16 protein-coding genes, 1 pseudogene and 1 riboswitch are annotated in these 17894 nt (G+C 47.3%); of the genes and pseudogenes, 13 read left to right on the plus strand and 4 right to left on the minus strand.

Annotation, left to right across the window (positions count from 1 at the left end; genetic code table 11):
• Positions 1-171: 171 nt before the first annotated feature.
• Positions 172-846 (plus strand): GntR family transcriptional regulator, encoded by a 675-nt coding sequence (locus JWG88_RS09655; RefSeq protein WP_205233523.1) that lies wholly within the window; start codon positions 172-174, stop codon positions 844-846.
• A gap of 115 nt (positions 847-961) precedes the next feature.
• On the opposite strand, the gene JWG88_RS22325 is transcribed toward JWG88_RS09655, so the two are convergent.
• From JWG88_RS22325 to JWG88_RS09670, 3 genes are all read right to left on the minus strand, one after another.
• Positions 962-1273 (minus strand): DUF1016 N-terminal domain-containing protein, encoded by a 312-nt coding sequence (locus JWG88_RS22325; protein WP_205233524.1) that lies wholly within the window; start codon positions 1271-1273, stop codon positions 962-964.
• A gap of 15 nt (positions 1274-1288) precedes the next feature.
• Positions 1289-2485, minus strand: coding sequence for a multidrug effflux MFS transporter (locus tag JWG88_RS09665; RefSeq protein WP_205233525.1), 1197 nt, complete (start codon positions 2483-2485; stop codon positions 1289-1291).
• Positions 2486-2927: 442 nt separating this feature from the next.
• Entirely contained in the window at positions 2928-4946 is a 2019-nt protein-coding gene (locus tag JWG88_RS09670; RefSeq protein ID WP_205233526.1) for a methyl-accepting chemotaxis protein, read from the minus strand.
• Positions 4947-5648: 702 nt separating this feature from the next.
• Here JWG88_RS09670 and JWG88_RS09675 point away from each other — a divergent pair.
• The 5 genes from JWG88_RS09675 (at position 5649) to JWG88_RS09695 (ending at position 8595) form a co-directional block, all read left to right on the plus strand.
• Positions 5649-6002 carry a DUF488 domain-containing protein gene (locus JWG88_RS09675; protein WP_205233782.1) on the plus strand — a complete coding sequence of 118 codons (354 nt, stop codon included), beginning with the start codon at positions 5649-5651 and terminating at the stop codon, positions 6000-6002.
• Positions 6003-6085: 83 nt separating this feature from the next.
• Positions 6086-6652, plus strand: a complete 567-nt coding sequence (locus tag JWG88_RS09680) for a hemerythrin domain-containing protein (RefSeq protein ID WP_205233527.1) — start codon at positions 6086-6088, stop codon at positions 6650-6652.
• Positions 6652-7035: a VOC family protein gene (locus JWG88_RS09685; RefSeq protein ID WP_240194368.1), complete on the plus strand. Its 384-nt coding sequence runs from the start codon at positions 6652-6654 to the stop codon at positions 7033-7035. The genes JWG88_RS09680 and JWG88_RS09685 overlap by 1 nt, the downstream gene beginning before the upstream one ends.
• Before the next feature lie 164 nt (positions 7036-7199).
• A complete protein-coding gene (locus JWG88_RS09690; RefSeq protein ID WP_205233528.1) occupies positions 7200-8132 on the plus strand; it encodes a hemerythrin domain-containing protein in 933 nt (310 codons plus the stop codon).
• 25 nt (positions 8133-8157) lie between these two features.
• Positions 8158-8595, plus strand: coding sequence for a hypothetical protein (locus tag JWG88_RS09695; protein ID WP_205233529.1), 438 nt, complete (start codon positions 8158-8160; stop codon positions 8593-8595).
• 89 nt (positions 8596-8684) lie between these two features.
• Here the strand turns inward: JWG88_RS09695 and JWG88_RS09700 are convergent, their stop codons facing one another.
• A complete protein-coding gene (locus JWG88_RS09700) occupies positions 8685-9053 on the minus strand; it encodes a hypothetical protein (RefSeq protein ID WP_205233530.1) in 369 nt (122 codons plus the stop codon).
• Positions 9054-9663: 610 nt separating this feature from the next.
• On the opposite strand from JWG88_RS09700, the gene sqr reads away from it, so the two are divergent.
• The 7 genes and pseudogenes from sqr to JWG88_RS09735 all read left to right on the plus strand — a co-directional run bounded on the left by sqr (position 9664) and on the right by JWG88_RS09735 (position 17668).
• The gene (sqr, locus tag JWG88_RS09705) at positions 9664-10896 is read left to right on the plus strand and encodes a type III sulfide quinone reductase, selenoprotein subtype (protein WP_205233531.1); all 1233 of its coding nucleotides are present in this window, start codon (positions 9664-9666) and stop codon (positions 10894-10896) included.
• A gap of 101 nt (positions 10897-10997) precedes the next feature.
• Positions 10998-11726 carry a helical membrane plugin domain-containing protein gene (locus JWG88_RS09710; protein WP_205233532.1) on the plus strand — a complete coding sequence of 243 codons (729 nt, stop codon included), beginning with the start codon at positions 10998-11000 and terminating at the stop codon, positions 11724-11726.
• Between the two features lie 115 nt (positions 11727-11841).
• A complete protein-coding gene (locus JWG88_RS09715; protein WP_205233533.1) occupies positions 11842-12528 on the plus strand; it encodes a type 1 glutamine amidotransferase in 687 nt (228 codons plus the stop codon).
• Between the two features lie 57 nt (positions 12529-12585).
• Positions 12586-12876 (plus strand): annotated as a pseudogene (locus JWG88_RS09720) (efflux RND transporter permease subunit); the annotation flags it as partial.
• 351 nt (positions 12877-13227) lie between these two features.
• Entirely contained in the window at positions 13228-13446 is a 219-nt protein-coding gene (locus tag JWG88_RS22140; protein WP_353740673.1) for a universal stress protein, read from the plus strand.
• A gap of 336 nt (positions 13447-13782) precedes the next feature.
• Positions 13783-13968 carry a hypothetical protein gene (locus JWG88_RS09730; RefSeq protein ID WP_205233536.1) on the plus strand — a complete coding sequence of 62 codons (186 nt, stop codon included), beginning with the start codon at positions 13783-13785 and terminating at the stop codon, positions 13966-13968.
• Between the two features lie 799 nt (positions 13969-14767).
• Positions 14768-17668: a transporter substrate-binding domain-containing protein gene (locus JWG88_RS09735; RefSeq protein WP_205233537.1), complete on the plus strand. Its 2901-nt coding sequence runs from the start codon at positions 14768-14770 to the stop codon at positions 17666-17668.
• 110 nt (positions 17669-17778) lie between these two features.
• Positions 17779-17874: riboswitch (cyclic di-GMP riboswitch) on the minus strand.
• Positions 17875-17894: the final 20 nt, after the last annotated feature.

Genomic DNA, 17894 nt, shown 5'->3' on the forward strand with positions numbered 1-17894 from the left:
TATATATTACTGCTGCTCTTGATACTGATCGAGACGTTTTAGTTCAGGCAAAGGACTGGATTGCAGTTGATCATCTTAATTTTTGAGCCTACAGATAAAACGTTTTCCCGAGGGAGTAATTGTGTGCGGGGGTTTCAGATTCAAATACAGCAAGTGTGTGAGTGACGTATTATGGCAGCAAAAATAGTCAAAGTGCCTTCATTGAAGGAGCAGGTCTATCTATACCTGAAAAATGCCATCATAAACAGTGAGATGACCTTAGATACGACATACTCCGAGAAATGGGTTGCAGATCGACTTGAAGTTTCCCGAACCCCGGTGCGGGAGGCCATTTTGCAACTGCAGCAGGAGTATTTTGTCGAGGTACTGCCCTATAAGGGTTTTCGTGTAAAAAAATTATCTCTCGAAGATGTGCGTGATACTTTTCAGATCAGGCTGGCCCTTGAAGGTTTTTGTGTTATCAACCTGGCCCAGAATAGGGAACTGGCCGAGGTCAAAAAGGTTCTCCTGGAACTTGAGGACAGCCTGGAGCAGATGGAGAAATGTTCGAAAAGTAAAGACCCCAATGCCTTTGTAGAACAGGATGCCCGCTTTCATCGGGCAATCATTAACTATGCCGGCAATGAAAGGCTGATCCTGATGTACAATGATATACGTTTTCGTTTTGAACGGATTACCCTCAGGGTTTTAACGGCTCATGGCCGGATGAACTCAACCATCCTCGAGCACAGAAAGATATTCGACATGATGAAGGCCGGCAGTGGATGGGAGGCCTTCCAGGCCATCCAGGTGCATCTTCAAGAAACGCAGAAGATCATGAAGCTGAAATCGGAGCAGGAACAGTAACAGGTTGTTACGTATATCAAGCACTTCTCAATCAGGCAGTGTTTTTATAAATAGGTATTTGGTTTGTCGTGAATGATCATTTCGATAGAAGAAAGGATGGGCACGATATACACGTTCAAACGACAACCTTTCTTGCTCGTGCAGCATATACAGTTCCAGTTTGGCAAGTTCCTTCCGGCTTTTTTGAAATGGCAGGCCGCTCATAGAGCATGAATCCTATCTTTTGCCGCAAAGTCCTCACACTCCTCTGCTCGACCCGACACATTTCTGGGTAGAACTCCCGCTGGAGTGGCTTATTAAGTGGAAGTAATTCCCTAAAACGCGAAAAAAGGCGACAAATCTGCGAGTCCTGAAATACTCCGAAAAACTGGATCATCCTCCGCCAACTCATATGCCAAAAAAAGTAGCTCTCAGAGACGGCATCCATAACAGCTTTACTTTATCAGGATGGAGGTTGGATAATAAACGGTCTGTTGCGGCACAGCAGCCACAATATACAACAAGCCATACCTACACCAATCTGAATATGACCGAGATTCATTACAAGGGTACCAGGCCAAAGCGTGACCAGTTGCATTCCCATGCTTCCCATGAACATTGCAAAAAAATTAATAAGCGCTGATGCGGATCCTGAATCTTCCTCCTGTTGTTCCAGCATCAAATGAGTACCTGGAACTCGCACCGTGATTACCGCCATTGTAACCGGTCCGACCGACAAGGCAAGCAACCAGGGAGACATATGACCAAAGACGGAAACAACTATTCCGCAAACAGCTATCAGAACAAAGCACCCGGTAATAATCAGTTTTGGTTCGACATGTCGCCTCATCCGCATATAGATAGCGGGGCCAACCATGGCACATGTGGCATTAAATGCAAAAAAAAGACTAAACTGTCCTTCTGTCAGACCAAACCCGTCAATATAGATATAGGAAGCAGAGGCCAGAAATGCCATGAGAGCAACCGGAGCTAGAGAGAAAATCAGCAAAAGGGATGAAAATCCTAGATTTTTTAAGACCACAAAAAGTCTGCACCAGGAGCCGAATACCGAGCCTGTAAATCTCCCGGAGAGGGTTTCCCGAAAAGTCATCGATCTCAACAGCGCTGTAGCCCCAATTGCAGCCAACAGAAGAAAGATTGTCCGCCAGGAAGTGAACTTCAACAAGAGTGCACCAAGAACCGGTGCAACCATAGGGGCAATAATCACCATGGACATGATGGTGGCCATAACCTTCTCCCGTTCGCGACCATTATAAAGATCCTTCACTATGGCGGTAGCCACTACTGTTCCTGCACTCCCTCCTAATGCCTGGACGATACGGCCAGCGATAAGCTGTTCCACATTCTGGCTGAATGCACAAAACACGCTAGCTAATACATATATCGTCAACCCCGATAGTAGAATGGGCTTTCTGCCAAATTTTTCACTAAGTGGTCCCCAGAACAATAACCCCACTGAGTAAAACAAAAAAAATATGCTTAGCGTCATGTTTACCCTAGTCTGGGTGGTATCAAGCGCCTTTACCATCTGTGGTAGTGCAGGAAGGTAGAGTACCGTAGAGAGAGGAGGGAATGCACTGATCAAAGCAAGAAAGGTTAGCGCTCCTTTTCTCTTCGATATGTTCTGATTACTAGTCAATTATTTATCCTTTTTTATTGGGAACGGCAAAAAGACAGGCAATCACTCTATTCCATCTTTTAAACAAGTCAATTCCTCAACGCTTCTTATGGTTCCAGGAGCAGTCGGGTTAATCACCCAACCTGGTTTCCATAAAATCTAATCATTCAAAAGAAGTAGGTGAGGAAACCGTACAGGGTCGAAAGGTGGTATCAAAACAGAAGTGTTCTCAATTTCGAACAGAATCCGGACCTGATTGAAGTGTGGCTGCCTGGGATCCACATATCGTACTTTTGGATTGCCAAATCTAAGCTTCAATAAAGCTTTCATCTTTACATAACTACTGCTCAGGTGAGGCGTTACTCAGGAAGTCTGAATCCAGAGGTGTGTTTTTAAACCGGCAAACCTTTACGCTGAAACAGGGATTAAAAGATGAAGTGACTTTTATCAAGTAGAGTAAAGCTTATACCATGTACAACTCGTCGAGCTTTTTGAAAAGTTTTTTGCGCACCGTCTCAAATTCTTCGACCTTAATATGGGCTGCTGCCGGGTTGTTGGCGTTATAAAGATCGACTGCCTCACCTACTTTTTTATGTACTGCTTCATGGAGTTGACCTATCTCTTTAAAGAGCTGAAGAGACGATAGAGCATCTGGTGCCTTGTCGTACCATTTGCCGAATTCGCATTGGTGATGGTTAGGAATAGCCTCGGAATCTATGGTAGTGTAACCGCTGAGTGCACTGGTCAGTTTCATTTTCCAGTTGAAATGGGCATCCTTGATGCGACCAATATCAAACGGCGCTTCACTGAAGCTGAACCGCTGCAGAATCTGGTCCAGATGGCCGGCGTTATATTTCATTTCAACTGCAAGCTCACTTACATCTGAGCTGCCGGCAGCAACTTTTTCCGCTTCTACCTTAAGGACTGCAATATCACGGGTAACCTCAGTATTCGCCGCCGATGCTTGTGTGATATTTTCCGTGACTTCCTGCATTCCCATGGAGGCCTGATTGACGTTACTGGCTATTTCCTTGCTGGTTACGGCCTGCTCCTCGACCGCTGCCGCCATGGCAGAGACGATTTCGCTGGTGCGGGTGATAATCTCAGATATTGTGCTGATGACCATGATGGTCTGTTCACTGGAATTCTGTACGCCTTCTATTCGCTCCTGAATTTCTTTTGTTGCTGCGGTAGTCTGTTTGGCGAGATCCTTTATTTCGTTAGCGACAACCGCAAATCCTTTGCCAGCTTCTCCGGCGCGAGCGGCTTCGATGGTGGCGTTCAAGGCCAGGAGATTGGTCTGGTCGGCGATTTCGTTGATGGTCTCAGTCACTTTATTGATTTCTTCAGCAGCTTCGCCCAGTTTCCTGACGCTGATTGAGGCTTTGTTGGCTTCGGCCACAGCCTGTTCGGTAATGATCCGGGCATTTTCGGAGCCGGAGGCGATCTCGGTAATGGTTGCCGTCATTTCTTCCGTTGCGACCGCCACCATACTGACATTGGTGCTGGTCTGTGCTGCAGCGGCGGCAATGGCTGACATATTGCTGTTCATTTGTTCGGAAGCGGCCGAAACGTTGAAACAGTTCCCAGACATATGTTCAGCCAGTTTAAAGAGCGCAGCTGACAAATTGGTCAGTGAATCTGATGAGCTATTTATGGTTGACGAGCTGGCGTGGACTCGGATGCACATATTGTTGAGACTTGTGGCAAGACTGTTGGCAGAGCTGGCAAGCTGGCCCAATTCATCTTTCTGGTCGAGGGTTGAGCGGGTTTTCATGTTACCTTTTGCAAGGTCATCAGTGACACTCACCAACTGGCGGGTAGTTCGACTGATGCTGCGGGAAATGAACAGACTAGAGAATATTCCAAGCACAAGGGATATGGCTGCCAGGATAATTACCGTATACTTGCCAGTATCGGCTGAGCTGTGCAAAACTTCATTTGCGTTTTTGGAATAGGCGTCAAGGGTGATGCCGACATCCCTGAGAATTTTTTGGGTCTCGGTCATTGCCGGTTTTGTAGTGTGCTCGAAAACTTTCTGTGCTTCGGAGATTATTGTTGCCTTAGCTTTGCCTTGAGCAAGAAAGTTGATTTTCTCTATTGACTGGTGCAGATCAGCATGGGGTTTTTCCATATCACGGAACAGGGGGATGAGCTGCGGCAGATGTTGCTCAGCCTTTTTTCGGCCTTCCCCATAGAGCATTTTTCCAAGATTGCAGAGTCTCGGGTCGGTCTGCACCTCCATACTCTTGAGGGTCGGATCGATAAAAAACGAACTCGCTTTGGTCATGAAGGCATGGTGATCTATTTCCCTGGCCAGAATTTCCTGGTTGAGTGTTGTGGCAAATCGCGAGTTGTCAATCTCACTTACCGTTGATCCAAATCGAGACCAGCTTACTGCCGCAAGAGCTACAAGAAGAGTGAGAACAATACCAAAAGCCAGAAGAAGTTTTGCATTAATTGAAATATCTTTTAATCGCATGCGCTTACCAATTGCTGGGAAAAACAGTAATGTTTTAAATCGATCGAGAGAATTCGACCAAGCTAAGCCTTAACCAATGAAAACATAAAAGAAATTCTGTATACCACAGGGTCGGCGTTATCACAATCAGGAAAATATTGTCCAATTTTCAAGATGAAAATTGGACAGGGTATGCATTCTGCTGGTCTAATGGCACTAGGAGCCTGTCGGAGAAAGCACTTCTCGGAGTCTTCGCTTACCGGCCCATCTTGCCGTTGTTTATAGAAAATCAATGCTCGCAGGTAAGTGCAGACTCCGATATTAAGTATATGGCTGTGCTTGATTTCCTAAAAACGCCCTAATCTGAGGAAAAATTGCAATTCTCCGACACACTCTTAGCGTCATTATGTATGCCCATTTTCTATAGGTTACAATGGTTTTTTCGACATTAACTTTTAATATCATTACATAATTTCGACATAGAAAGACCTTTTCGCACTGTCTCGCCCAACATCGACTATCCCCTTTGAAATGAGTTTTGTGGACATCCAGGCCGATGCTCTTTATTGTTTCAACCATGATCCGTAAATTCAATTTAACCCGTGTTTGCAGGATTGCAGACCGAGTTCGATGTGTTTTCCAGTATTTCTAACACTGTTTTGTGCTGCTCGAGGATGTTTGAGCGGAGTGATAGTTTTTCAGGAATCAGGACTAATGACACAGATGGATATTCAGTCGAAGCGTGTGTATGACCCCGTCGAAAAGGAAGATGGAGTTCGCGTCCTGGTAGACCGGGTCTGGCCCAGAGGCCTGTCCAAAGAAAAACTGAAAGCCGATCTGTGGCTGAAGGATGTAGCCCCGAGCACAACTCTGCGAAAATGGTTCAACCATGATCGTTCCAGATGGGAGAACTTCAAGAGCCGATATTTCACCGAACTGGATGCGAAACCGGAGCGAGTGAATCAACTTCATGAACTCGCGACGAAAGAAAGGGTCACCCTTCTCTTTTCGGCGCGTGATAACCAATGCAACCAAGCCGTTGCCCTTCGGGAATATTTACAGTCATCTGCGGAATAGGATAACGCTGGTGCATGTCGCACTACGGCAAGATAGGGGGAAATTTCCACAATCGAAGCAGGTAAACCAATGGAGGCCTCACCATGAAAACGACAGATGATCTGAAAAAAGAACACGAAGGAATACAACTCATGCTCCGGGTTTTACAGAATGTGGCAGACAAATTTAAAAGTGGCAAGCGGGTCGATACCGAACACCTCGATGCTATTTTGGAGTTTTTAGCGGTTTTCGTCGACAGATGCCATCACGGCAAGGAGGAGGAATTTCTGTTTCCGGCATTGGAAGTTGCTGGCGTGCCACGGGAGGGAGGTCCGATTGGGGTCATGCTGAACGAGCACCAACAGGGCCGGGAACTTGTCGCCGGACTCAAAGACGCTCTAACCGACTACAAAAGCGGTAACAACGAAAAGGCGTCGAGCATCCATCTGGTTATCAACGAATATGTAGCACTGCTGACCCAACATATTGCCAAGGAGAACACGGTTCTTTTTCCCATGGCCGATGCCAAATTGGATCCAGAGAAAGACAATGAGCTTTTTGAGGCCTTTGAGCAACTTGAACGGGAACGTATTGGTGTTGGAAAACACGAAGAATTTCATGCTCTTCTGGATAAATTACAGACCACCTACCTGGCGGCGGATAAAGGCTGATGATGAAAAATCGTCTGATAACCACCAATACAATTCTTTATTGCAAAGAATGGGAAGAAACAGTTGAGTTCTACAGGGATAAACTGAAATTGCCCATCATATTTGCCACGGACTGGTTTGTGGAGTTTAGCTTGAATGCCATGTCGAGACTGAGCATTGCTGATGAAAAACGATCCTCAATCAAGAGCTGCGGGGGCAAAGGCATCACCTTAACCCTGGAAATAGACGATATTGAGGCCTCGTGGGAACAGGCCCAAAAAAATGGTTTGAAACCGACCCGGCTCAAGGAGCATCAATGGGACGCCCGGGTGTTCTATATCTTTGACCCGGAAGAGCACCGTATAGAAATATGGCAGTCTTCAAATCAGCAGGATGGGGGATAGGCACAAAATCAGTTATGAAACCGATACCATTTCTTTGTCCGCACCACCGCGAAAGTTGAGAGGATCACTTCATAAGGTGTTCTAACTTTCTGCAAGTTCCCGTCCAATAGTTCTACAACAATACCCCCCTTGGGCTGTTAAACCTGTCGGATTTTTTTCTTAATTTGACGCAAGTCAAGGCGCTTATTCTCGAAATAGGCAAAAATACAATACTCGATCATAAACCAGGCGGTATGGATCAAGTCAGCACACTTCTTTCCGCCGGTTCGCAAATCGGAAAAATATCGCAAGAGGTTTCCACCATGGATGCATATATGAATAAAGGTATTAAGGATATAATCGTTGAATTTCCAAGAGTCGGTGAGATTCTCAACGATTACGGAATCAGCTGTGTCTCGTGCACAGTTGGTATTTGTGCATTAAAGGATATTCTGGACATTCACACAATGGCACCTGAAAAGGAAGCGGAGTTGATGGCTCTAATCGAGGCAGTCATTTATCCTGAGCGGGAAGCCAGAGCAAAAGAGACCATACCTTCATACCAGCAAACTCTCACCCACAAATTTTCGCCACCATTGCAGATCCTGGTCAATGAGCACAAAATGATCAAGCGCTGGCTCGCCCTGGTTCCCCGGCTTCTTGACAACCTCGATCCGGCAACGCAAGAGGGTGAACGGATTTTCCGGGGAGGCGTCGATTTCATCAGGTCCTATGCCGACAAACTGCACCACGGTAAGGAAGAGGATATTCTTTTTGCATACTTTGACGATAAAGAGACCATCTTTCAGGTAATCTATGAAGACCACCGCACCGCCCGTGACTATGTCAAACAGATGATAGCTGCAATAGATACAAAGGATGCTGAATCGTTGCGAGACAATCTTACCGCCTATGCCGCCCTGTTGACGGAACATATCAAGAAGGAGGATGAGATCCTCTTTCCCTGGCTTGATCGTAGCCTGACCGCCAGCCAAGTCACTGAATTGAATGAAAAATTCGAGCTGGCGGAGCGGGAGCTTGACGTCGATACGGAAAAACATACAACCTTTGTTGAGGATATCGAGACCCGCTTCAAGGATCAGGCTGAAATAGTTTAAGACAACGTATAGGAGACCAGATATCATGTGTGAAAGCTATATATTGAAATGCTGCTGCGGCGCTCAGAGAGCGGAACTTTTTTTTGGAAAAATGCTGCTCGATCAGACCTCAGTCAAACAACTGTTCTGCCCGGAATGCAGCAAAGGTATTGAAAAGCTCCACTCCGGCATGGTCTGGGATAACGGCTGGGTGCTCGAGTTGAATATGGATATCATCAACACATATTCCTCCACCTTCAGTGTAGATAGCTCCGAGTTGACTGCCGGTTGGATATTTGATAGCGGATATGTCACCTGGGTCGGCATAACACCAAATGACGGCGAACGCAGGAACCGGGAACGTCAAGAAATCCTGCAGCTGGCTCAAACCGATGTCCTTGCATATTTCCAAGCCATGAAAGAATGGGGGCAAAAACGGGAAAAACAATTTAGCAAAGAAGGCTGGCGGAAAATGCATAGCTGAGAGCAAAGCCCTGAAGTTGCAGCACAGAACAGGAAGTTCAGTTGCGGCCGACCGTGGCGGTCCAGCCGGACCGCCAGGGGCTTACATGCTTATTTCCCGCCAATCCATAGAAATTCATCGCTTCCCCTGCCGTATCGGCGCTTCATTGATTTGGTCCTGAACACTGTTGTTGATAAGAGATTAAAAAGAATAACCGCTCCCAAGATGATCGTCAAACGGGTGTAAGATTCTCCCGCTGCCCTGTACCCGCTTACAAGATCCACCAGCGTTCGGAACCATTCGACAGAGCACAGCAGCAGAAAAAAGATCAGCACAGCAGGGACCCACTTCTGCTTCATTGCCAACAATAAAGGCATAAGCAAACATATACCGGCCAATACCGGCATGCCATTTCGATAAAAATGGGCAGCTATCAACAATGAACTCATCGCAACCGGCAGAGCAGCTATCAATACCATTTTAACACCCTTATGGAGATAATTTCCCGTCTATATACGAGGTGATTTTCAGTTCTTCCTTGGATAACTATAGAAGCCGAAAAGGAATCCCGCCTTGACGTAAGTCAAATTCAGCCAATCAAGTTGATAGCGAATTGCCAATATAGCAAGCTCTTACACTTACCTTTCCATTAATGGCAGTTTATGATCTAAGCTGGCCAACGGCCAGAATTTCATATTTCACTAACCGGCTACTCAATAAAAAACATCTACTTTCAGCAAGAATTGATTTATATCAATTGTATTTATACAGGACATGATAAAATATGATTGATTCAAGGCGAAATCGCACATCCTCCAAAAGAAAGGCGAGAAGTACAACAGCACCGATAATCAGAAGTGATTTCGCCTGCAGCAATGATGCGGAATACGGGGGCAATCTCAGAAGATTCTCAGAGCTTCGGCACTTCGAGGCAAGGTGCATCATTAACCAAGGAAATGGAAATCACCTTATAATAGTACCAGAAAATGGCAAGGTACCGGAAGGCAGCCGGCGCCGGCTTAGTGAGGCCGTTGTTCGACAGTTGATGCAGAAAACCCAAGGGATATTTCCCACTACAGGAGGTGTGGTATGAAAAAGAAACTCGTGATTCTCGGTGCTGGATGTGCAGGAAGCATGGTCGCCAACAAGCTGCGTAAACTGCTTAAACGCGAAGAATGGTCCATAACGATTATCGACCAGGATGACAAACATATCTACCAGCCTGGTCTTTTATTTATCCCCTTCGGGATCTATACAGCCGAAGATGTTATCCGCAGCCGCAGTGAATTTATTCCCAAAGGAGTAAACTTCATCATCGATGAGATCATCGCGGTTGACCCGGACAGGCAGCAAGTGGAAACAACTGCGGGGAGCTACGGATATGACAAACTTATTGTCTGTACCGGAGTATCCCTTGCTCCGGAGGAAATTCCAGGCCTTATGGAGGGGTGGCAGAAAACGGCCTATGATTTCTATACGCTGGAAGGCGCTGTCAACCTGAGCAAGGCCATGCGTGAGTTCAGGTCCGGCAGGCTGGTTCTCAATATCGCCGAATTTCCCTTTAAATGTCCCGTGGCGCCATTGGAGTTTGTTTATCTTGCAGATGCCTACTTTACCGAACGCGGCGTGCGCGACCAAATAGAAATAGAATTAGTCACCCCACTCCCCGGCGCCTTTACCAAGCCCAAGGCGAGCGCCTTTTTCTCCCAGCTTATCGAGCAAAAGAATATCAAAATCACGGCGAATTTTGACCTTGTAGAGGTAGATTGCACAAACAAAAAGATAATCTCTGCAGGAAATGAAGAGATAGAGTTCGATCTACTGGTTTCAATTCCTCCCAATGTCGGCGCCCACTATCTTGTTAAGTCGGGAGTGGCCATGGATGAAATCGGTTATGTAAAAACGAACAACCACAGCCTTAAAGCCGAAAATTTCGGCAACATGTATGTTTTGGGTGACGCGACAACTCTTCCGACGTCGAAAGCAGGTTCGGTAGCGCATTTTTCCGCCGAGATCCTGGTGGAAAACTTCATGCGTGAAATCAACGGGGAGCCGGTGCGGGAAGAATTTGATGGTCATGCCAACTGTTTTATTGAAACAGGGTTTGATAAAGCCGCACTTATCGATTTCAACTATAAATATGAACCATTGCCGGGGAAATTTCCCCTTCCCGGATTGGGACCCTTCTCGCTGCTCGGCGAATCCAAGGCTAACCACTGGGGCAAGATGATGTTTAAGTGGGTGTATTGGAATAAACTCATCAGCGGTGAGGACATGCCCCTGGAAGCCCAGATGTCACTGGCCGGTAAAATCCAGGACTAGCCGGCGCGGTGCCCGGAGCATCGGCCATAACACCATTGCAAGATACGTTCTTTACCCTGGCCGAATCAAAGAACCTGCTCTTTTGCAGAAGGGAGGAAACCATGACGAATGAAGAAAAAATCCTGGAGAGACTGGATCAACTCACAGAAGAGGTGCGCGAGGCCAAACAGGCTATCCGGCCATATGTGGAACTTAAACAGGAACTCGAACCACTTTTCAACGAGATGATAATCAGCGCCACAGGTGAACTAGACGGCCTGGGACGCAAGTTTGATCTGGGAGATGTCGGCGACATGACAGGGCAACTGCTTATCTCCAGCAAAAATATTACCGAAGCTCTAAAATCCTTGAATAAATTTATAGAATTTAAAAATGATTTTGCGCCCTACTCAAAAGATTTATTCAAGGAACTCACCGAGCAATTGCAAAAATCCTTGCATGGCTTTGAGCCGGAAGAACTCAAGGAACTCATTCGACAATTTATTGTCAATATGGGCAATATGGCGGAAGGCTTGAAAATGCTCGGCTCACTTATGGACATGAAGAAAGATGCAGACACCTTGTCCAAGCTGGCCTTCAACGATTCGATAGAACGATTGGAAATCCTCAAGAAACGCGGTACATTTGAGGCTTTCGAGCAGCTACTGCTCATGACGGAGCGTATTGGCGGTAGGATGCAACAGGTCGATTTCGAAAACATTGAACCGATTCGAGGTCTTTGGGGAATGATGTCGGCCATGAAGCGTCCCGAGGTGCAGGAAGGGCTGGGCATCCTGGTCGAGCTCTCCACCGTGATGACCGCCTTAAAACAGGAACCGGTTTCTCAGTAATGGCATATATGCTCAACGTAGTTAAAGATATAGAGTGGTGTAGGTTGAAAAAAGTGGAATTTTTTTTCAAGTTGGCTTTTGAAGTAATCAAACCATTCAATCTATGGATTTTCACATGAATGTGCATTACATCCAACATGTGCCTTTTGAAGGATTAGGAAGTATCGAAAACTGGGTGCAGAATAATGCGCATACCCTGACAAGAACTCGACCATACCTGGCTGAGAATTTTCCTTCTGGCGATGACATCGATCTTTTGATTATCATGGGTGGTCCGATGAACATTTATGAGGAAAGGAAATACCCTTGGTTAACCGCAGAGAAGCGGTTCATTGATAGAGCTATCCACAAAGGCCGACCAGTCGTAGGCATCTGCCTTGGTGCACAGCTTCTTGCAGACATACTTGGCGCTCGAGTCTATGCCAATGAAAACACAGAAATCGGGTGGCATCCTGTCATGACAACAGACCTTGCAATGACCACGCAAGCATTTAAAACCTTCCCCAGAAATATCGAAGCCTTCCATTGGCACGGTGATACATTTGATCTTCCCCAAGGAGCCAAACATGTCGCGCGAAGCAACGGTTGTGAACATCAGGCTTTTGTTTATGATGAAAGAATCATCGGGTTACAATTTCATCTCGAGACTACTCTCGCAAGTGCGCAACAGCTAATAGCCAACTGTACCGACGAAATCGTCCCCGGACATTACATTCAGGATACTGAAACAATGATCGACAATCAACAGCGCTTTAAAGGGATAAATAATGTAATGAATGAACTACTCGACAGGATCTTGTAGCATCTATCCATTTTTGTACATACTTGGCGTTTTGGGAACTGCCATTTACGCTGTACTGTTCGACCAAACGGCATGGATGATACGCCGGAGTTCAGGCTGGATTTGGACGACGTGCTGGCCGGAGCCCTTGGTGTCCCCCTCGCCGAGGTGAACAACCTCATCTCCACCGCCTGGGGAAGCCGGTACATCAATGATTTCATCGAGAACGGCCGCGTGAAGAAAGTCTATCTCCAGTCAGAGGCAAATTCCAGAATGACCCCCGAGGATATCGGTACCTGGTATGTCCGTAACACTTCCGGTGAAATGGTGTGGCTTTCCTCCTTTGCCACCGCCCACTGGAGTTTTGGCCTGCAAATGGAGGTTCTCCGAGAATGAGCCGGGAGAAGCCCTGATGCTCCATGCCCGGCATGCAAGCCTCGCGCTCGTTGGACCACCCGCCCGTCCGGAAGGAGCGGTAACGACACTGAGTTTGTCCGAAGACATCTTGTTTGCTTCAGGACGGCCGACCCTGATGCTGCCGATAAATTGGTCCCCTGCGAGAGTTCCCCGGCGTATTGTTATCGGCTGGAACGGAAGACGCGAGGCAGCACGAGCGATCACCGCCGCGCTGCCATTCCTCATCGACGCCGACGTGGTACATCTAATCGTGGTTCCGAAAAAAAGGTGCAAAATCTACTTGGAGAAGACCCGGGCATCGATATGTCCCGACACCTCGCGAGACATGGGGTACAAGTTATTCTTGACCAATGCGCTGGAGAAAGTGCAGGCCGAGTGCTGTTGGAACGTTCTAAAAAACTGGATGCGGATATGCTCGTCATGGGTGCCTACAGCACGCCTAAAATCAGCGAATACATTTTTGGCAGCGTAACGCAAAGGGTGCTCGGTGCAGCTGAGTTTGCCATCTTGTTGTCACGATAAAAAGAGCAGGGATATAGCCTTAATATGCAGGATTTGAGATTCAAGCCATTTATATAGAGTGCGGTGCTGTGAGGCCGAGTCCTCTGGCAGAGTGATCGCCTGAATCGTCCCCTAAAGGGAGTAGCAAGGGGTGTTGTTTTTTGCCCTGCAGTCATTAACCTATACTATATCAGGCAGGTCATGGCGGTAACACCGCATCGTTCGGATGCGAGGTTATCGCCCACCGCAACAGATGAAGGACGCTGCCATCCGGGGACAGGTGATTTTAATTTAGAGAAAAGCTAGAGATAAGATCTATGCCAAATGTCGGCAATGAAGATAAAGGAGGTATATATTATGTGGAAGTCACTCACATCAACTATTATCCTCTTGGTGCTGCTCACCTTGATGACATCACTGCAAGCATGTACAAAATATCATGACAATGGGAATCTGGATAAATCAGGGGTATACAGCCGGGATATCGGCCCTTACGGTGGTCCTTATAGCGGCAAAGGACCACGCGGCGGGGGGGTTAAATAGCGGTTTCTGATTACCCATAATCCACAGCTCAAGGCCGTAACTGCTCTTTTCACGCGCCTCTGCAGCCCAAACGGCTGCAGCAAAGCCCCCATGGACCGGTTTATGGCGTCCCGATTAAAAGAGCACCCTTGCCCGGCCCAGAAAATACTAAGCTTCAGGGGTAATCAGATAGCGGTTTAAAAACAGGTCCGGTTCAATAGAGTTTCCTGCAAGGGAACAACTTTATAATATCCGCAGCTAAAAAATGTTCTCCGCACCGCAAGTTCAATAACCATCTGACTTCAATGGGTTACCTAAAATTCCGAACCCGACGGCATCGCTAATTAATTTTCCGGTGATTTTGCTTTTCCCCTTTGTGCCTTACGCATGCTTTTTTTGAGCCCGCATTCGGATAAGGCGTGACCAGCAGGTTTGCAATCCTTCACCTGTCTCCCCACCAAAAGCCACACCACAATGCAGTGGAAACTGTAAACCCTTCCCTTATTTCTGCAAAACCGATTACTGGATCCAAAGGACCCTGAATCAGCCATTTCCATCTTCTTAGTTTTCCGCAAACCCTCGGAGAGAGCTTGCTTACTCAAGATGTGGAAAATTCAGCTTTCGCATTTCAATCGAAACTCTACTACCGGTTATCTGCTTTTCAGGTTATTATGGCCCGAACTTCACTGATCATGCACGTCTATTTGCTGGAATTACACCGCAGGCAATCCGCTCCTGATCAGGGTTGATGGAGTCTGCCCATAAATGGCACATATATCGATAAAATGCCGAATAGATACAGCCATTACTTGAGATCCTCATGAAAATTACCTGGAATATTCTGCAGGGAAAAACGATGACACTCCTGGGTATTTCCTGCATTCTTTTTTGCTTATCTGTTGGTTCACCAAGTTTAGCCGAAAGCGGCACCACCTTACTCCATGACCCTGAATCCCCTCAAGGTACTGCAGAAAACCGGAGTATACGGCTTCGGGGGGATTCTAATTATCCTCCCTATGAATTTACAAACGACCGTGGCCTGCCGGATGGCTTTAACGTCGATATCGTTCACGCAGTAGCCAAGGCTATGGGGCTTGAACTGGAAATCGACCTCGGTCCCTGGGATGAGGTTGTAACCCAGCTGGAAGAAAAGAAAATCGATGGACTCATCGGCATGTTTCAAACAAAGGAACGGGATAAAAAATTTGATTTTACTGTCCCCCACTTTTTTGCTTCCTATGCTGTCTTTGTGAGAGATGGCTCGGCAATACGCTCCATCAGTGATGCTCGAAATTCAACAATACTTGTCCAACTGAGCGACCTCGGCCACGATTATCTTCAAGAAAACGACATCACCCAGGATATCATCGTAAAAAAAGACTGGTCCGATGTATTGAAATCCTTAGCAAAGGGCGAAGGTGATTGTGCAATAGTTTCAAGGCTTCAAGGAGTGCGGCTCATTAGTCAACTTTCTCTTGAAAACATCAAGGCGGTGGGTTCGCCCATCATTCAAAGAAAATACTGCCTTGCCGTTACAGAAGGCGACAGCGCGCTGCTGGCCAAGCTTAACGAAGGGCTGAGCATTATCAAAGACACCGGAAAATATGATGAGATCTATCACGAATGGTTCGGAGTTTATGAAAAGCAGCCGCTTCCTCTAGCAAAAATTCTGACCTATTCCCTCTGGATCGTCCTGCCTCTGCTTGTGCTGGCGATGACCGGTTTCTTATGGTCCTGGACCCTGAAAAAACAGGTCAATCTCCGCATAATCGATCTCCGCAATGAACTGCTGGAGCGGCGACGTGTCGAAAAGACCCTGCAGGCAACCAACGATCTGCTGTCATTATTTATCAAGCACTCCCCCATTTACGCCTTCATCAAAGAGGTCAGTCCTACAGAAAGCCGTACCCTGCATGCCAGTGACAATTACCGGGAAATGGTCGGCATCCCGGGCTCTCAGATGAGAGGAAAAACCATGCATGAACTTTTCCCGGAGGAATTTGCGGATACAATCACTGCCGACGACTGGACGGTCGCCTCCAAAGGGGAGATTCTGCATCTGGAGGAAGTCCTCAAGGATCGCTACTATACTACTATCAAGTTCCCGATTTCCTTCGGAGAGAAGACTCTTTTGGCCGGTTATACCATCGATATCACCGAGCAAAAGCGCGCAGAAGAAGAGTTGCGCAAGAGTGAGAATCAGATGCAGAAAATATTCGAGATCCTGCCCATCGGCTTATGGTTTGCCGACAAGGACGGCACCTTACTGCGCTGCAACTCGATGGGCACTCAGATCTGGGGCGCCCAACCCAGTATGCCGACGTCCGAATACGGTATATTCAAAGCCTGGCGTCTGCCTTCACGCCAGCCGGTCAAGCCCGACGATTGGGCGCTGGTGAAAACAATTCGCGACGGTGTAACTATTGTCGACGAGCTTCTCGAAATCGAATCCTTTGACGGCAGGAAAAAAACCATACTGAACTATTCGACACCGGTTCTCGACGATGAAGGCCGCGTAGAAGGCGCTATAGTTGTCCATCTTGACATCAGTGACCGCAAGACGCTTGAAGACAAACTCCTCCAGGCCCAAAAAATGGAATCGGTAGGACGACTTGCCGGCGGCGTTGCCCACGATTTCAACAACATGCTGGGCGTGATTCTTGGCTATTCGGAAATCGCTCTTGAGCTGGTGGAAAAAAATCGTCCGATCTCCACCGCGCTGCAGGAAATCCAGAAGGCGGCACGGCGCTCTGCCGATCTGACCAGGCAGCTGCTGGCCTTTGCCCGTAAACAGACAGTGACTCCCAAAGTACTCGACCTCAACACCACCGTGGAGAACATGTTCAATATGCTGCGGCGACTTATCGGCGAGGATCTCGACCTGGTCTGGCTGCCCGGCAAGAACCTGGGACCGGTTGAAATAGACCCATCCCAGATCGACCAGCTCCTGGCAAACCTCTGCGTCAACGCCCGGGATGCTATTGACGGTACCGGCAAGATCACCATAGAGACGGATAATGTAGTTGTCGATGACACCTACCGTGCCCATCACGCTTATTTTGTTCCCGGCAGGTATGTGATGCTGGCGGTGAGCGATAATGGCTGCGGCATGGACCGCGAAACACTTTCGCACCTGTTTGAGCCGTTTTTCACAACCAAGAAAACCGGTGACGGTACCGGCCTTGGACTGGCTACGGTCTACGGCATCATCAAGCAGAACAAGGGCTTCATCAATGTCTACAGCGAACCGGGACAAGGTTCTACCTTTAAAATTTACCTGCCTCTTTTCACCACCAACGATAAACATTCTTCCGAAACTTCAGAGGCCTTATCGACTGTAGCCGGCCATGAAACCATTCTGGTTGCGGAAGACGAACCCATGATTCTCGAACTGGCGGCCACAATGCTTAAGCACCTGGGATATACGGTACTCACCGCCACCTCACCCGGCGAGGCCATACGGGTCGCCCGGGAGCATAGCGGCGAAATTCATCTACTGATTACCGACGTGGTAATGCCGGAAATGAACGGTCGCGATCTGGCCCGCAATCTGTTATCTCTGTATCCGGATCTCAAACGGTTGTTCATGTCGGGATACACCGCAAACGTCATTGCCCATCATGGCCTTCTTGATGAAGGAATAAATTTCATCCAGAAACCTTTTACCAGGAAGGATCTTTCCGTTAAAGTCAGGGAAGTGCTGGATAAAACACCATACTGAGGTGCATTACAGTACTCGCCGGTAAATTTCTTATTGGTCTTGGAATGACTCTGAAAAGAGTAATATGTAACTGGGAGGGAAATGTTCTCGAGGTTTTTTCACAAAAAAATTGAGGCAACCCTGCTACCATATCACAACTTTTACACTGTGATTTAGGCCAGTGGCTTTGCGTCCCTTCCTTTCGGTGAGGTTTGCTTTTCTCTAGTTGATACAATGAGCATCAATA

The organism is Desulfopila inferna, from assembly GCF_016919005.1.
GTDB lineage: Bacteria > Desulfobacterota > Desulfobulbia > Desulfobulbales > Desulfocapsaceae > Desulfopila_A > Desulfopila_A inferna.

Coding starts and splice junctions, on each gene's coding strand:
- JWG88_RS09655 (WP_205233523.1), top strand. CDS start 172: ATGGCAGCAAAAATAGTCAAAGTGCCTTCATTGAAGGAGCAGGTCTAT.
- JWG88_RS22325 (WP_205233524.1), bottom strand. CDS start 1,273: ATGGATGCCGTCTCTGAGAGCTACTTTTTTTGGCATATGAGTTGGCGG.
- JWG88_RS09670 (WP_205233526.1), bottom strand. CDS start 4,946: ATGCGATTAAAAGATATTTCAATTAATGCAAAACTTCTTCTGGCTTTT.
- JWG88_RS09675 (WP_205233782.1), top strand. CDS start 5,649: ATGGATATTCAGTCGAAGCGTGTGTATGACCCCGTCGAAAAGGAAGAT.
- JWG88_RS09680 (WP_205233527.1), top strand. CDS start 6,086: ATGAAAACGACAGATGATCTGAAAAAAGAACACGAAGGAATACAACTC.
- JWG88_RS09685 (WP_240194368.1), top strand. CDS start 6,652: ATGATGAAAAATCGTCTGATAACCACCAATACAATTCTTTATTGCAAA.
- JWG88_RS09695 (WP_205233529.1), top strand. CDS start 8,158: ATGTGTGAAAGCTATATATTGAAATGCTGCTGCGGCGCTCAGAGAGCG.
- JWG88_RS09700 (WP_205233530.1), bottom strand. CDS start 9,053: ATGGTATTGATAGCTGCTCTGCCGGTTGCGATGAGTTCATTGTTGATA.
- sqr (WP_205233531.1), top strand. CDS start 9,664: ATGAAAAAGAAACTCGTGATTCTCGGTGCTGGATGTGCAGGAAGCATG.
- JWG88_RS09710 (WP_205233532.1), top strand. CDS start 10,998: ATGACGAATGAAGAAAAAATCCTGGAGAGACTGGATCAACTCACAGAA.
- JWG88_RS09715 (WP_205233533.1), top strand. CDS start 11,842: ATGAATGTGCATTACATCCAACATGTGCCTTTTGAAGGATTAGGAAGT.
- JWG88_RS22140 (WP_353740673.1), top strand. CDS start 13,228: ATGTCCCGACACCTCGCGAGACATGGGGTACAAGTTATTCTTGACCAA.
- JWG88_RS09730 (WP_205233536.1), top strand. CDS start 13,783: ATGTGGAAGTCACTCACATCAACTATTATCCTCTTGGTGCTGCTCACC.
- JWG88_RS09735 (WP_205233537.1), top strand. CDS start 14,768: ATGAAAATTACCTGGAATATTCTGCAGGGAAAAACGATGACACTCCTG.